Consider the following 14,583-nt stretch of genomic DNA (forward strand, 5'->3'; position numbering starts at 1 on the left):
CACCCGAACGGAGTAGCCCTCCGATCGCCGCCCGGCTGCGACGGCGTGAGGATGGGAGGGATGAGCGAGCCCGGAGCGAGCGACCCGAAGGAGCTGATCATGACGACTGCGAAGGACATCATGCACCCGGGCGCACAGTGGGTCACCAAGGACGACTCCCTGCTGCGCGTGGCCGAGCTCATGAAGCAGATGGACCTCGGCGCGCTGCCGGTGGCAGACGAGAACGAGCGGCTGTGCGGGATCATCACCGACCGCGACATCGTCGTGAAGTGCGTGGCCCGGGGCCACAACGTGGCCGACTGCAGGGCGGCGGACATCTGCGAGGGCACCCCTCGCTGGATCGACGCGAACGCCGACGTCGAGGAGGTCCTGCACGAGATGGAGCAGCACCGCATCAAGCGGCTGCCGGTGATCGAGAAGAAGCGGCTCATCGGCATGATCAGCGAGGCGGACCTGGCCCAGCACCTCACCGACGACCAGATCGCCGAGTTCGCGGAGGCGGTGTACGCCCGGCCGTAGACCGGGGCCGACCGTCCCCTGACGCGGACCCGCGCCTCCGCGCTACGCTCCGAGCGGCTGTCCCTGCGCGCCGCGCGGAGGTGCTCGTATGGGTCCCGTCCTGTCCCCGTCCACGTCCCCCGTCCGCCGCCGGCTGGCGGCCGACGCGGCGTTGCTGCTGGTCGCCGCGGCGTTCGCGGCGCCGCTGGCGTGGCTGCTGCTGGCGTCGGTCGACGCGGGGGCGGGGCTGCGGCTGCGGTGGCCGGACGGGCCCACGGCGGAGCACTTCTCGGCGGTGCTGACCGACGAGATCACGTTCACGCCGCTGCTCAACAGCCTCGTGCTGTGCGGCGGGGCGACGGCCGTGACGATCGTGTGCGCCGCGCTCGCCGCGTACCCGCTGTCCCGCTACCGCTCGCGCCTGGTCCGCCCGTATCTGCTCGGCATCCTCTTCACCACCTGCCTGCCGGTGACGGCCGTGATGGTGCCGGTGTACGGGCTGTTCGTGCGCGTCAACCTCATCGACACGGTCTCCGGCACGGCGCTGTTCCTCGCCGCCACCCAACTGCCGTTCGCGGTCTGGCTGATGAAGAACTTCATGGACGGCGTGCCGGTGAGCCTGGAGGAGGCCGCCTGGACGGACGGCGCGGGGCGCGGTCAGGCGCTGCTGCGCGTGGTGCTGCCGCTGATGGGGCCCGGGCTGGCCGTGGTGACGGTGCACTGCTTCATCATGACGTGGGGCAACTTCTTCGTGCCGTTCATGCTGCTGCTCACCCCGGACCAGCTCCCCGCCTCCGTCGGCGTGTTCACCTTCTTCGGCAGCCACGGCCAGGTGGCGTACGGGCAGCTGGCCGCGTTCTCGCTGCTGTACTCCACGCCCGTGGTGCTGCTGTACGCCCTGGTGTCCCGCCGCCTGGGCGGCGGGTTCGCGCTGGCGGGCGCCGTCAAGGGCTGACTGCCCCGGAAGACGCCCGGAAGGACTGCCCTGGAAGGCTGCCCTAGAAGACCGACTCCGCCTCGTCCATCCGGTCCTCCGGCACGCGCTTCAGCTCGGTGATGGCGTCGGCCAGCGGCACCATCCGGATGTCGGTGCCCTTGAGCGCCGTCATCTTCCCGAACTCGCCGCGGTGGGCGGCCTCGACGGCGTGCCAGCCGAAGCGGGTGGCGAGGACGCGGTCGTACGCGGTGGGGGTGCCGCCGCGCTGGACGTGGCCGAGGATGATCGACCGGGCCTCCTTGCCCAGGCGCTTCTCCAGCTCGTGGGCGAGGGCGGTGCCGATGCCCTGGAAGCGCTCGTGGCCGAACTGGTCTATGGCGCCCTTCTCGTAGTCCATCGTCCCCTCGGCGGGGTGCGCGCCCTCGGCGACGCAGATGACGGCGAACTTCTTGCCCCGGGCGAAGCGCTCCTCCACCATCTTCACCAGGTCGGCGGGGTCGAAGGCGCGCTCCGGCAGGCAGATGCCGTGGGCGCCGCCGGCCATGCCGGACTCCAGGGCGATCCAGCCGGCGTGGCGGCCCATGACCTCGACGACCATGACGCGCTGGTGCGACTCGGCGGTGGTCTTGAGGCGGTCGATGGCCTCCGTCGCGACGCCGACGGCCGTGTCGAAGCCGAAGGTGCGGTCGGTGGAGGAGATGTCGTTGTCGATGGTCTTGGGCACGCCGACGACCGGGAGGCCGGCGTCGGACAGCATGCGGGCCGCGGTGAGCGTGCCCTCGCCGCCGATGGGGATCAGGACGTCGATGCCGTACTCGCGGGCGAGCTCCTTGGAGCTCTCGCAGGCCTCGCGCAGCCGGGCGCGCTCCAGCCGGGACGAGCCGAGGATGGTGCCGCCGCGGGCCAGGATGCCGCTGACGGCCTCCAGGTCGAGCTTGCGGTGGCGGCCGTCGAGCAGGCCCTTGAAGCCGTCCTCGAAGCCGATGACCTCGTCGCCGTGGCCGACGACCGCGCGGTGCACCACCGAGCGGATCACAGCGTTCAGGCCAGGGCAGTCGCCGCCCGCGGTGAGGACTCCGATGCGCATCGTGTGCTGTGTCTCCTGCTCTGGTGGCCCCGGCGGAGGCGGGGAGGATGGTACGTGTGTGCCGTGCCGATTCTTTCACGGGTCGGCGGCCGGTGCCGAACCTCCGGGGCTCCGGCGTTCACCTCCTGACGAGCGCCTTATCCACGGGGACAGGTATTGTCAAGAGGGCAAGGCCACCCTAACGGGTTATTTTTTTCGCCCCCGGGTACCACCGGGGGTCACCGCAGCGATCAAGGAGTGCACACGTGACGCGCAGCGTGTACGTGACCGGGACCGACCGTGGCGACGGGCGTCAGGTCATCGAGCTGGGAGTCATGGAGCTCCTGACCCGCCACGTGGACAAGGTCGGCGTCTTCCGCCCGCTCTTCCACGCCGACGGCCCGGACCGCCTCTTCGACCTGCTCCGCGCCCGCTACCGGCTGACGCAGACCCCCGAGAGCGTCGTCGGCATGACGTACGCCGAGGCCGCCGCCCTCCAGGCCGAGCGCGGCACCGACGAGCTGGTCTCCCGCCTCGTCGACCGCTACCACGCCGTGGCCCGCGACTACGAGTACGTGATCGTCCTCGGCACCGACTTCGCCGGCACCACCCTCCCCGACGAGCTGGCGCTCAACGCCCGCCTCGCCAACGAGTTCGGCGCCTCCGTGATCACCGTGGTCGGTGGCCAGGAGCAGTCCGCCGAGTCGGTGCGCGCCGAGGCCCGCAACGCCTTCCGCGCCTACGAGTCCCTCGGCTGCGACGTCGTGGCCCTGGTGGTCAACCGCGTGGCCCCCGCCGACCGCGAGGCCGTCGCCGAGCGGCTCACCGCCAGCCTGCCGGTGCCCTGCTACGCGCTGCCCGAGGAGCCCTCCCTCTCCGCGCCCACCGTCCGCCAGATCGTGCAGGAGCTGGGCGCCGAGGTGCTGCTCGGCGACGAGGCCGGGCTGTCCCGCGACGCCAAGGACTTCGTCTTCGGCGGCGCCATGCTGCCCGTCTTCCTGCCCGCCCTGACCGAGGGCTGCCTCGTGGTGACCCCGGGCGACCGCGTCGACCTCATCGTCGGCGCCCTCGCCGCGCACAGCGCGGGCGCGCCGCCCATCGCCGGCCTGCTGCTCACCCTCGACGAGCGCCCCGGCCCCGACATCCTGGCGCTGGCCGGCCGGCTCGCCCCGGGCACGCCCGTCGCCTCGGTGCCCGGCGGGTCCTTCCCCACCGCCGCCGAGCTGTTCGCCATCGAGGGCAAGCTGGAGGCGTCCTCGCCGCGCAAGGGCGAGACCGCCCTCGGCCTCTTCGAGCGGCACGTCGACACCGCCGAGCTCACCGACCGCATCTCCGTCGCCCGCTCCGCCCGCGTCACCCCGATGATGTTCGAGCACGAGCTCATCGAGCGGTCCCGCTCCGCCCGCCGCCGCGTCGTCCTGCCCGAGGGCACCGAGGAGCGCGTGCTGCGCGCCGCCGACGTGCTGCTGCGCCGCGACGTGTGCGACCTGATCCTCCTGGGCGAGGAGGAGGCCATCCGCAAGCGCGCCGCCGAGCTGGGCATCGACCTGGCCGAGGCGCAGCTCATCGACCCGCAGACGTCGCCGCTGCGCGAGCGCTTCGCCGGGATCTACGCGAAGGCGCGCGCCCACAAGGGCATGACGCTGGAGCTCGCGCACGACGTCGTCGCCGACGTGTCGTACTTCGGCACGCTGATGGTGCAGGAGGGCCTGGCCGACGGCATGGTCTCCGGCGCGGTGCACTCCACCGCCGCCACCATCCGTCCCGCCTTCGAGATCATCAAGACGGCGCCGGGCGCGCAGATCGTCTCCTCGGTCTTCTTCATGTGCCTCGCCGACCGGGTGCTCGTCTACGGCGACTGCGCGGTCAACCCGGACCCGAACGCGGAGCAGCTGGCCGACATCGCCATCCAGTCCGCCGAGACCGCCAAGCAGTTCGGCGTGGAGCCGCGCATCGCGATGCTGTCGTACTCCACCGGCACCTCCGGCTCCGGCGCCGACGTGGACAAGGTCCGCAAGGCCACCGAGCTGGTGCGCGAGCGCCGCCCGGACCTGCTGGTCGAGGGCCCGATCCAGTACGACGCCGCCGTGGACGCCAAGGTCGCCGCGACCAAGCTGCCGGGCTCCGAGGTGGCCGGCAAGGCCACCGTGCTGGTCTTCCCCGACCTCAACACGGGCAACAACACCTACAAGGCCGTGCAGCGCTCGGCCGGCGCCGTCGCCGTCGGCCCGGTGCTCCAAGGCCTGCGCAAGCCGGTCAACGACCTGTCCCGCGGCGCCCTGGTGCAGGACATCGTCAACACCGTCGCCATCACCGCCATCCAGGCGCAGGGCGAGCAGCGCAGCGAGCGCACCGAACCGTAAAGAAGTCCGGCCGTGGGGCCGGGGCCCGCGCCCCGGCCCCACGGCCGTCCGCCCCCTCCCCACTCCCCCGTCGAACCCCGCTACGGAAAGCCTCATGACTTCCACCGCCACCCGTGTCCTCGTCCTCAACTCCGGCTCGTCCTCGGTCAAGTACCAGCTGCTCGACATGGCCGACGGCGCCCGCCTGGCCGCGGGCCTGGTCGAGCGCATCGGCGAGGACACCTCCCGGCTGGCGCACACCCCGCTGGCCACCGGCGGCGAGAAGCGCGAGCGCACCGGCCGCATCGCCGACCACGACGCCGCGCTGAAGGCCGTGGCGGAGGAGCTCGCCGCCGACGGGCTGGGCCTGGACTCGCCGGAGCTGGCCGCGATCGGCCACCGCGTCGTGCACGGCGGCAGCAAGTTCACCGAGCCCACCCTGATCACCGACGAGGTCGTCGCCGAGATCGAGCGGCTCATCCCCGTGGCGCCGCTGCACAACCCGGCCAACATCACCGGCATCCGCACCGCCCGCGCGCTCCGCCCCGAGCTGCCGCAGGTCGCGGTCTTCGACACCGCCTTCCACACGACGATGCCGGAGTCGGCCGCGCGCTACGCGATCGACACGGAGACGGCCGACGCGCACATGGTGCGCCGCTACGGCTTCCACGGCACCTCGCACGCCTACGTCTCCCGCAAGACGGCCGAGCTGCTGGGCAAGGCCCCCGAAGAGGTCAACGTCATCGTGCTGCACCTGGGCAACGGCGCCTCGGCCTCGGCCGTGCGCGGCGGCCGCTGCGTGGACACCTCGATGGGCCTGACCCCGCTGGAGGGCCTGGTCATGGGCACCCGTTCCGGTGACCTCGACCCGGCGGTGATCTTCCACCTGGCGCGCAACGCCGGCATGTCCGTCGACGAGATCGACTCGCTCCTCAACAAGAAGAGCGGTCTGATCGGACTGTGCGGCGACAACGACATGCGCGAGATCCGCCGGCGGGTCGACGAGGGCGACGAGCGCGCGCGGCTGGCCTTCGACGTGTACGTGCACCGGCTGAAGAAGTACATCGGCGCCTACTACGCGGTCCTGGGCACGGTGGACGCGGTGGCGTTCACGGCGGGCGTGGGCGAGAACGCGGCCCCGGTGCGCGAGGCCGCCGTGGCGGGCCTGGAGGCGCTGGGCCTGGCGGTGGACGCGGACCTCAACGCCGTCCGCTCGGGCGACGCGCGGCTGATCTCCCCCGCCTCCGCGCGGGTGGCGGTGGCGGTGGTCCCGACCGACGAGGAGCTGGAGATCGCCACCCAGACGTACGCCCTGGTCAGCGCATAGGCACTGGCGGAACGAGGGGCTCCGCCCCTGTCCTTTCCCACAGCTCGAATATTCCGCTCCGAAACAAACCCGATAGGATCTGCCCCATGCGCCGTTCCAAAATCGTCTGCACCCTGGGCCCTGCCGTCGACTCCTTCGAGCAGCTGAAGACGCTGATCGAGGCCGGCATGAACGTGGCCCGTTTCAACATGAGCCACGGGACCCACTCGGAGCACGAGGAGCGGTACCACCGCCTGCGGAAGGCGGCCGCGGAGACCGGGCGCGCCGTCGGCGTCCTCGCCGACCTCCAGGGCCCCAAGATCCGCCTGGAGACCTTCGCGGACGGCCCGGTGGAGCTGGCGCGCGGCGACGAGTTCACCATCACCACCGAGGACGTCCCGGGCGACCGGACGATCTGCGGCACGACCTACAAGGGCCTGCCGGGCGACGTCGCCAAGGGCGACCAGATCCTCATCAACGACGGCAACGTCGAGCTGCGGGTGACCGAGGTCGACGGCCCGCGGGTGCGCACGATCGTCATCGAGGGCGGTGTCATCTCCGACCACAAGGGCATCAACCTGCCCGGCGCGGCGGTGAACGTCCCGGCGCTGTCCGAGAAGGACATCGAGGACCTGAAGTTCGCGCTCGCCATGGGCTGCGACATGGTGGCGCTGTCCTTCGTCCGCGACGCCAAGGACGTCCAGGACGTCCACCGCGTCATGGACGAGGTCGGCCGCCGCGTGCCGGTCCTCGCCAAGGTCGAGAAGCCGCAGGCCGTCGAGAACATGCACGAGGTCGTCATGGCCTTCGACGGCGTGATGGTGGCCCGTGGCGACCTGGCCGTGGAGTACCCGCTGGAGCGGGTGCCGATGGTGCAGAAGCGCCTCATCGAGATGTGCCGGCGCAACGCCAAGCCGGTGATCGTCGCGACCCAGATGATGGAGTCGATGATCACCAACTCGCGCCCGACCCGCGCCGAGGCCTCCGACGTGGCCAACGCGATCCTGGACGGCGCGGACGCGGTCATGCTCTCCGCCGAGTCCAGCGTGGGCGCGTACCCGATCGAGACCGTCAAGACGATGTCCCGCATCGTCGAGGCGGCCGAGCAGGAGCTGCTCTCCAAGGGCCTCCAGCCGCTGGTGCCGGGCAAGAAGCCGCGCACCCAGGGCGGTTCCGTGGCCCGCGCGGCCGCCGAGATCGCCGACTTCCTCGGCGGCAAGGCGCTGGTGGCCTTCACCAAGTCCGGTGACACGGCCCGCCGCCTGTCGCGCTACCGCGCCGAGCAGCCGATCCTGGCGTTCACCACGGACGAGTCGACCCGCAACCAGCTCACGCTGAGCTGGGGCGTCGAGACCTTCGTCGTGCCGCACGTGGACACCACGGACGCCATGGTCGACCTGGTGGACGCGGAGCTGCTGAAGCTGCACCGCTACAACGAGGGCGACATCATGATCATCACGGCGGGCTCCCCGCCGGGTGTCCCCGGCACCACCAACATGGTGCGGGTGCACCACCTGGGCGGCGAGAGCTGACCCACCCCGGGCGGGCTGGTTCTCCAGCCCGCCCGCTGCTTTTCCGGGGGTCTCCCTTACGGGTAGGTGCCCTCGGTCAGGTACTGGTGCAGGTTGGGGATGGTCAGCGTGCCGCCGTACTGACCGCCCTGGCGCACCTTCACGTCCGTGAAGAAGATCGGGATCGGCAGCTTGATGCCGGGGATCAGCGGCGGCGGGCTGGTCGGCGACTGGGTCGCCGGGATCAGCCCGAGCAGCTTGCCCTTGAGCTCCTCCGTGTACATCGTGATCCGGCCGCCGGCCACGCGGGAGTTCGTGCCCACGCCGGTGACGTGATACTCCCTGCCCTTGCTGTTGACGATCTGGTGCAGGTCCTGGATGTCCAGGGCGTCCGCGGTGAACTTGAGGACGTCCTTCTTCTGCCCGTTCACCATGGTGATCCGCCGGACGCCCTCGTAGGTCAGCCCGGTCAGCGTCAGCCTGCTCGCCTCCAGGTACCAGGGCTGGTTGGGGAAGGCGTGCCCCTCCTTCTCGTCCACGACGCCGGTGGGCGGGCAGGGGGGCAGGGGCTTGCCGGCCTCCGGGCCGGCCGAGGGGGTGCCGGACGGGTCCGCGGACGGGGTGCCGGACGGGCCGGCGGTGGCCGACGGTCCGGGCAGCGGCGTCGCGGGGGCGTGCGACGGCCCCGGGGACGGCGCGCGGGACGCGGCGGGCGCGGAGGACGGTGCGTCCTCCGGCTCCGGGTCCGGGTCCGTGGCGGTGGAGCCCGCCGACGGGGCCGGCCGTGCCGGAGGGGCCGGCGCGGGCGCCGCCGGGGCCGTGGTCTTCTTGCCGGCGAGACCGCCCAGGAGGTCGCCGAGCTTGTCGCCCAGGCCCAGCGGGTCCAGCGGGTTGGCCCGCTTGGACGGCGACGCCGACGGCGAGGGGGACGGCGACGCGGACGGTGCGGGCGCCGGCGGTACGGGCGCCTTGCTGGCCTGCGGTGCCGGCTTACGGCTTGGGGCGGGCGGGGGCGACGACGCGTCGTCGTCCTCCACCGAAGCCTTCGGCGACGGTTCCTCCGCGGACGTGGGCGACTTCGGCGACTTCGACGGCTTGGACGACGGGTCCGGCGCCGGGCTCGCGCTCGTACCCGTACTCGCACCCGTACTCGCGCTCGGTGACGCTTCCGGCGACTGGTCCGGCGCCGCGGCGCACTGCGCGTCACCGAAAGGATTCGGCGGCGCGGCGGGCTTGGCCTGCGCCAGCGTCGGAGTGAGGCCCATGCCCATCAGCATCGCGCTGGGCATCGCCACCAGCGCGACGGCCTTGCCCGCCGGCATGTGCAGCCGCGCCAGCAGGGGCTTGCGCGGTGCCGCGTGCCGGGGGCCGGTTCTGGCCCGGGGCGTCGTCCCCCCGGGCTGCTCGTCAGTCGCCACCACGGACCCCCTCGGCGTCCGCCGGCTGCTCCGGCTGCGGGGTCCCCGGCGCCCAGGCCACGCCCAGCGCGCCGCCGACCAGGGCCAGCAGGAAGCCGATGAGGAACGCGCCGAAGTTGGACACCACCAGTGACACCAGCGCGAGCAGGATCGCGGCGACGCCGGCGAACACCCGCGACTGCGGCTGGTACCAGAGGGTCAGGCCCAGCACGACCAGCAGCACGCCGATGATGAGCGAGCCGGCGCCGGCGGTGGTGGCCAGCCGGATGTGCAGGTCCCCCAGTGTCATGGTCTGGTAGGGGATGTACATGATCGGGACGCCGGCGAGTATGCACAGCAGCCCGCCCCAGAAGGGGCGTCGGCCCCGCCAGTCACGGAAGGTCCGGCGGGTACGGCTGAGCCCGGTCGTCAGCGTCATCAGCCGTGGTCGCGTCTCGGCGCTCATGGTCTCCAGCTCCTCGGGGCCGGCCGATCTGTGGTGCAGGGGGGGTGGGGCGGGGACGGCGGCCGGTACGGGTACGGAGGCGGCCGACTCCCGCTCCGTACCCGCCCGTTCAGCGCGTCACTCGGGCTTGCACTCGGCGGCGCCGAAGGCGACGCCCATGTGCAGGCCGGGCAGCGTGAACGTGCCCGCCGAGGTCGCCCAGGCCTTCTGGTCGACGTCGGTGAACGTCACCGACTTGGCCTGCTGCGCGAAGGAGCCCGGCACGTACGCGCCGCGGCCGTTCTCGCCCGGCTTGGCCGGGCCCGGGCCCTTGGTGGTGCTGTCGACGGCGACGCCGATGTCCACCTCGTTGAAGGTCGCGTTGGCCTTGAGGTCGTTGGCGTCGATGTAGAGCTTCGTCGCCTCGACCCGGTCGTTGCCGCCGCCGGCGGTCAGCTTCATGGAGATCGTCTTGCCGAAGACGGGCACGTTGACCGCCTGGCACAGCTTGGTGATCTTCGCCGAGTCCATGCCGACGACCGCGACGGGCTGGGCGCCCGCCTTGGTCTCGTCCATGGCCCCGTACTGGACGAAGCCCTCACCGTCGATCCGGTTGGCCGTCACCTGGAACTGCTGTCCGGAGACGCTGAACGACGCCGCCAGGGCGCCCTGGGCGATCGCCACGCCGATGGCGGCCGACGCCGCGACGCTGGGCACCATGACGACGGCGAACCGTCGCCATCTGGTCCCGCCGCGTGCCTGAGACTTCACGACTTTCCTCCTTCGCGGACGTACACCTCCGGCAGGAGCCCCAGGGGCTCCCGGCGGGGATGGGAGAAGTGCCACGTCCTCGGGAAGGAGAGCGCCGTCGCATGCGGCGGCGCCAACTGCGCCCGTTCCACACCGGCGTTCACCCCCGAGCGACAACCACTGGCCACGCCTTCGCGCAACCGCTGAGCCGGCACAGGTCCCGCCGCGGCGGGAACCCCCCTGTACCGGGCCGGCGTGCGGGCACACCGGCCACCCGGTGGGGACCCGGACCACGTGCCGACGGTGACCGGCGCGTGGGTCCGGACCGGGTTGGGCCGATCGTGGTGCATTACCGGCCGGGGCACAAGAGGTTGATTACTGGCGAGTAACGGGCCGGTGACGGGCGTGAGTCGGGGCCGTACCGGCCGGGGTGTGCTCGCGTGCGGAGCGTGTCCGGCGAGAGGGGGAGGAAAGCGGAAGGACCCGGGCGAAAGCCCGGGCCCTTCTCACAGGCGGTGACGACGACCGCTAATACCAAGTTTTGGCAAAGCGCTGCTGTTGTGCCCCCTGGTGCGGGGGTGAGGCGCGAGCCGCCGCGTCCCCCTGGGGGCCGGGCGTCAGAACAGGGCGCGCGAGAGCGCCGTCCGCGCGGCGACCACCCGCGGGTCGTCCGGGCCGATCACCTCGAAGAGCTCCAGCAGCCGGACGCGGGCCGCGTTGCGGTCCTCGCCGGCGGTGCGCCGCACCGTGTCGACCAGGCGGCCGAAGGCGTCCTCGACATGGCCGCCGACCAGGTCGAGGTCGGCCGCGGCGATCTGCGCCTGCGCGTCGCCCGGCGCGTCGGCCGCGGCCTTGCGCACCTGCTGCGGGTCCATGTCCTGCACCCGGCGCAGCAGCTCGGCCTGGGCCAGACCACGCCGGGCCTCCTCGTTGGCCGGGTCGTCGGCCAGCACGTTCTCGTACGCGCGGACGGCACCGCCCAGGTCACCGGCGTCCAGCGCGGCGGCGGCCGCGTCGAGGGCGGTGTCGTACGGGCCGGCCGGGCGGGCCGGGGCCTCCGCCTCGCCCTCGGCGCCCGGGGCGACGGGCGCGCCCTCGATGCCGAACTGCTGCTTGGCGACCTGGATCAGCTGGTCCAGCACCTGGCGCAGCTGCGCCTCGGGCACCGCGCCCTGGAACAGCGGGATGGGCTGGCCGGCCACCACCGCGAAGACCGCGGGGATGCCCTGGACGCCGAACTGCTGGAAGAGCATCTGGTTGGCGTCGACGTCGATCTTCGCCAGGACGAACCGGCCGGCGTACTCCTCGGCGAGCCGCTCCAGCACCGGGCCGAGCTGCTTGCAGGGCTGGCACCACTCGGCCCAGAAGTCGATGACGACGGGCACTTCGGTGGAGCGCTGCAGGACCTCGCTCTGGAAGTCCGCCTCGTTGACGTCGAGGACGAGGGGGCCCGCCGCCGGGGCGCCCGTGCGGGCCGCCTGGGCCCGGGCCTGCTCGGCCTTCTGCTTGGCCTCTCCGGCCGCCTTCACCGCGGCGAGGTCGACCACTCCGCTCATGGACATGTTCCGTGGCTGCATGGCCCTATCCTCCCCCCTCCGCACGGTGAACAGGAAAACACCGGCAACCCACCGTGAGCCGTGGCCGTGGCCCTGGCTGCGGTGGGACGCGTAGCGTCGCGTCGTGCCGCCGGGTCCCCACCCGGCGTGTGGTTGTCGCTCGTTCGCCGGAGCCTCCGCCCTGGGGCTTCCGCTTCCGGCTTTCGCTACGAGCCGTAGCGTAACTGGATCGGGCGGGACCGGGGCGGACCCGGCGCGTGATCCGCCTCACACCGCTTGTCCGTACCAACGCCTTACCCGGCGGTAAGGTCCTGCCATGACCAGCGCCGGCACCCCCGCCCACGGCACGCGCCACGGCCGTACCGGCCGGCCGCGCAGCGCCGAGGCCGACCGCGCGATCCTCGACGCCACCCGGGACGCCCTGGTCGAGCTCGGCTGGTCCAAGCTGACGCTGGGCGACGTGGCGGCCCGCGCGGGCGTGGCCAAGACGACGCTCTACCGCCGCTGGGCGGGCAAGAACGAACTGGTCGTCGACGCCGTGGCCGCCCTCTTCGACGAACACCTGGAGCTGCCCGACCGGGGCGGCCTCCAGGCCGACGTCGAGGGCGTGGTGCGGCAGTTCGCCGCCCTGCTGGAGCGGCCGGAGACGAAGACGGCCCTGATGGCGGTGGTCGCCGAGTCCACCCGCGACCCGGCGCTGCGCGAACGCATCCGCACCGCGATCGTGGACCGGCAGAAGGCCCTGGTGCTCCTCGGCCGCGAGCGCGCGCAGGCGCGCGGGGAGCTGCCGGTGGAGACCGACCCCGCCGCGGCGGCCCGCACCGCGGACCTCATCTTCGACGTGATCGCCGGCGCCGTCGTCCACCGCACGCTGGTCAGCGCCGAGCCGGTGGACGGCGCGTGGGCCCGCTCGTTCGCGGCACTGCTGGTGGGCGGGCTGACGGCGGGGGCGTAGCGGCGTACGGACGCCCGCCCACGGATGCGCGTACGGACGCCCGCCCACAGGTACGCGTACGGGCCCCCCGGTCACCGGGGAGCCCGTATCGGCGCGCGGGAGGGGCTCAGAAGCCCGCCGGCTCCACGTACACGCCCCACTCGTCGCGCAGGGCGTCGCAGATCTCGCCGAGGGTCGCCTCGGCGCGCACCGCCTCCAGCATCGGCTCGATCATGTTCGAGCCGTCGCGGGCCGCGGCCAGCATGGCGTCCAGGGCGGCCCGCACCGCCACGTCGTCGCGCGCCGCCTTGCGGCCGGCCAGCACCCGCACCTGCTCGCGCTCCACCTCGTGGCTCACCCGGAGGATCTCCAGGTCGCCGGTGACCGAGCCCTCGTGGCAGTTGACGCCGACGACGCGCTTCTCGCCCTTCTCCAGGGCCTGCTGGTAGCGGAAGGCGCTCTCGGCGATCTCGCCGGTGAACCAGCCGTCCTCGATGCCGCGCAGGATGCCGGACGTGATGGGCCCGATGGGGTGCTTGCCGTCCGGGTGGGCGCGCAGGCCGCGCTCCTTGATCTGCTCGAAGATCTTCTCGGCCTCGGCCTCGATGCGGTCCGTGAGCTGCTCGACGTACCACGAGCCGCCCAGCGGGTCGGCGACGTTGGCCACGCCGGTCTCCTCCATCAGCACCTGCTGGGTGCGCAGCGCGATCTCCGCGGCCTGCTCGCTGGGGAGGGCGAGGGTCTCGTCGAGGGCGTTGGTGTGCAGCGAGTTGGTGCCGCCGAGCACGGCCGCCAGGGCCTCCACGGCCGTCCGCACGACGTTGTTGTACGGCTGCTGCGCCGTGAGCGACACGCCGGCGGTCTGCGTGTGGAAGCGCAGCCACTGCGCCTTCTCCGTCTGCGCGCCGTAGACCTCCTTCATCCAGCGGGCCCAGATGCGGCGGGCCGCCCGGAACTTGGCGATCTCCTCGAAGAAGTCGACGTGCGCGTCGAAGAAGAACGACAGGCCCGGCGCGAACGTGTCCACGTCCAGGCCCCGCGACAGGCCCAGCTCGACGTACCCGAAGCCGTCGGCCAGCGTGTACGCCAGCTCCTGCGCGGCCGTGGCCCCCGCCTCGCGGATGTGGTAGCCGGAGACCGACAGCGGCTTGTACGCGGGGATGTGGCGCGTGCAGTGCTCCATCAGGTCGCCGATGAGGCGCAGGTGCGGCTCGGGCGCGAACAGCCACTCCTTCTGCGCGATGTACTCCTTGAAGATGTCCGTCTGGAGCGTGCCGTTGAGGACGCGCGGGTCGGCGCCCTGCCGCTCGGCGGCCACCAGGTACATGCAGAAGACGGGGACGGCCGGGCCGCTGATCGTCATCGACGTGGTGACGTCGCCGAGCGGGATGTCCCGGAACAGCACCTCCATGTCGGCGGCGGAGTCGATCGCCACGCCGCAGTGGCCGACCTCGCCCAGCGAGCGCGGGTCGTCCGAGTCGCGGCCCATGAGGGTGGGCATGTCGAAGGCCACGCTGAGCCCGCCGCCGCCGGCGGCGAGGATCATCTTGTACCGCTCGTTGGTCTGCTCGGCGTTGCCGAAGCCGGCGAACTGGCGGATGGTCCACGTCCGCCCCCGGTAGCCGGTGGCGTACAGGCCCCGCGTGAAGGGGTACTCGCCGGGCCAGCCGATGCGCTCGAAGCCCTCGTAGACGTCGCCGGGACGCGGTCCGTAGACGGGCTCGACCTCGGCGCCGGAGAGGGTGGTGAAGTCCGCGTCGCGCGTGCGCGCGGCGTCGAACCGTGCCTGCCAGCGGCTGCGCCCCGCTGCGATGGCTGCTGCGTCCATGGTGGTGTGTCGC

Annotated in this window: 12 protein-coding genes; 6 read left to right on the top strand and 6 right to left on the bottom strand. The window is 72.5% G+C overall.

Annotation, left to right across the window (positions count from 1 at the left end):
- Positions 1–99 precede the first annotated feature (99 nt).
- Positions 100–519: a CBS domain-containing protein gene (locus IE305_RS17465; RefSeq protein WP_190130703.1), complete on the top strand. Its 420-nt coding sequence runs from the start codon at positions 100–102 to the stop codon at positions 517–519.
- A gap of 88 nt (positions 520–607) precedes the next feature.
- Positions 608–1,453: a carbohydrate ABC transporter permease gene (locus tag IE305_RS17470; protein ID WP_190130536.1), complete on the top strand. Its 846-nt coding sequence runs from the start codon at positions 608–610 to the stop codon at positions 1,451–1,453.
- A gap of 43 nt (positions 1,454–1,496) precedes the next feature.
- On the opposite strand, the gene IE305_RS17475 is transcribed toward IE305_RS17470, so the two are convergent.
- Positions 1,497–2,522, bottom strand: coding sequence for an ATP-dependent 6-phosphofructokinase (locus IE305_RS17475; protein ID WP_190130537.1), 1,026 nt, complete (start codon positions 2,520–2,522; stop codon positions 1,497–1,499).
- A gap of 245 nt (positions 2,523–2,767) precedes the next feature.
- Between IE305_RS17475 and pta the strand changes: the two genes are divergently transcribed.
- The 3 genes from pta (at position 2,768) to pyk (ending at position 7,681) form a co-directional block, all read left to right on the top strand.
- Complete coding sequence (gene pta / locus IE305_RS17480; protein WP_190130538.1) at positions 2,768–4,864, top strand: phosphate acetyltransferase; 2,097 nt, start codon at positions 2,768–2,770, stop codon at positions 4,862–4,864.
- A gap of 94 nt (positions 4,865–4,958) precedes the next feature.
- Entirely contained in the window at positions 4,959–6,170 is a 1,212-nt protein-coding gene (locus IE305_RS17485; RefSeq protein WP_190130539.1) for an acetate kinase, read from the top strand.
- Between the two features lie 86 nt (positions 6,171–6,256).
- Positions 6,257–7,681 carry a pyruvate kinase gene (gene pyk, locus IE305_RS17490; RefSeq protein ID WP_190130540.1) on the top strand — a complete coding sequence of 475 codons (1,425 nt, stop codon included), beginning with the start codon at positions 6,257–6,259 and terminating at the stop codon, positions 7,679–7,681.
- A 56-nt stretch (positions 7,682–7,737) separates the two neighbouring features.
- Here the strand turns inward: pyk and IE305_RS17495 are convergent, their stop codons facing one another.
- The 4 genes from IE305_RS17495 to IE305_RS17510 form a co-directional block, all read right to left on the bottom strand.
- Positions 7,738–9,078, bottom strand: coding sequence for a hypothetical protein (locus IE305_RS17495; RefSeq protein WP_190130541.1), 1,341 nt, complete (start codon positions 9,076–9,078; stop codon positions 7,738–7,740).
- Positions 9,068–9,523, bottom strand: a complete 456-nt coding sequence (locus tag IE305_RS17500) for a DUF6114 domain-containing protein (RefSeq protein ID WP_190130542.1) — start codon at positions 9,521–9,523, stop codon at positions 9,068–9,070. The genes IE305_RS17495 and IE305_RS17500 overlap by 11 nt, the downstream gene beginning before the upstream one ends.
- Positions 9,524–9,640: 117 nt before the next feature.
- Positions 9,641–10,273, bottom strand: a complete 633-nt coding sequence (locus tag IE305_RS17505) for a DUF6230 family protein (RefSeq protein ID WP_190130543.1) — start codon at positions 10,271–10,273, stop codon at positions 9,641–9,643.
- A 596-nt stretch (positions 10,274–10,869) separates the two neighbouring features.
- On the bottom strand, positions 10,870–11,829 hold the full coding sequence (locus IE305_RS17510; RefSeq protein ID WP_190130544.1) for a tetratricopeptide repeat protein: 960 nt from the start codon (positions 11,827–11,829) through the stop codon (positions 10,870–10,872).
- Between the two features lie 295 nt (positions 11,830–12,124).
- On the opposite strand from IE305_RS17510, the gene IE305_RS17515 reads away from it, so the two are divergent.
- Positions 12,125–12,763 carry a TetR/AcrR family transcriptional regulator gene (locus IE305_RS17515; protein WP_190130545.1) on the top strand — a complete coding sequence of 213 codons (639 nt, stop codon included), beginning with the start codon at positions 12,125–12,127 and terminating at the stop codon, positions 12,761–12,763.
- A 106-nt stretch (positions 12,764–12,869) separates the two neighbouring features.
- On the opposite strand, the gene icmA is transcribed toward IE305_RS17515, so the two are convergent.
- Positions 12,870–14,570: a coenzyme B12-dependent isobutyryl-CoA mutase large subunit gene (icmA, locus tag IE305_RS17520; protein ID WP_190130546.1), complete on the bottom strand. Its 1,701-nt coding sequence runs from the start codon at positions 14,568–14,570 to the stop codon at positions 12,870–12,872.
- Between the last annotated feature and the right edge of the window lie 13 nt (positions 14,571–14,583).

It is taken from the genome of Streptomyces mashuensis (genome assembly GCF_014654785.1).
In the GTDB taxonomy this organism is placed as follows: domain Bacteria; phylum Actinomycetota; class Actinomycetes; order Streptomycetales; family Streptomycetaceae; genus Streptomyces; species Streptomyces mashuensis.

Excerpts from the sequence above, each read along its gene's own strand:
- IE305_RS17465 (WP_190130703.1), top strand. The coding sequence starts at position 100 with ATGACGACTGCGAAGGACATCATGCACCCGGGCGCACAGTGGGTCACC.
- IE305_RS17470 (WP_190130536.1), top strand. The coding sequence starts at position 608 with ATGGGTCCCGTCCTGTCCCCGTCCACGTCCCCCGTCCGCCGCCGGCTG.
- IE305_RS17475 (WP_190130537.1), bottom strand. The coding sequence starts at position 2,522 with ATGCGCATCGGAGTCCTCACCGCGGGCGGCGACTGCCCTGGCCTGAAC.
- IE305_RS17485 (WP_190130539.1), top strand. The coding sequence starts at position 4,959 with ATGACTTCCACCGCCACCCGTGTCCTCGTCCTCAACTCCGGCTCGTCC.
- pyk (WP_190130540.1), top strand. The coding sequence starts at position 6,257 with ATGCGCCGTTCCAAAATCGTCTGCACCCTGGGCCCTGCCGTCGACTCC.
- IE305_RS17500 (WP_190130542.1), bottom strand. The coding sequence starts at position 9,523 with ATGAGCGCCGAGACGCGACCACGGCTGATGACGCTGACGACCGGGCTC.
- IE305_RS17510 (WP_190130544.1), bottom strand. The coding sequence starts at position 11,829 with ATGCAGCCACGGAACATGTCCATGAGCGGAGTGGTCGACCTCGCCGCG.
- IE305_RS17515 (WP_190130545.1), top strand. The coding sequence starts at position 12,125 with ATGACCAGCGCCGGCACCCCCGCCCACGGCACGCGCCACGGCCGTACC.
- icmA (WP_190130546.1), bottom strand. The coding sequence starts at position 14,570 with ATGGACGCAGCAGCCATCGCAGCGGGGCGCAGCCGCTGGCAGGCACGG.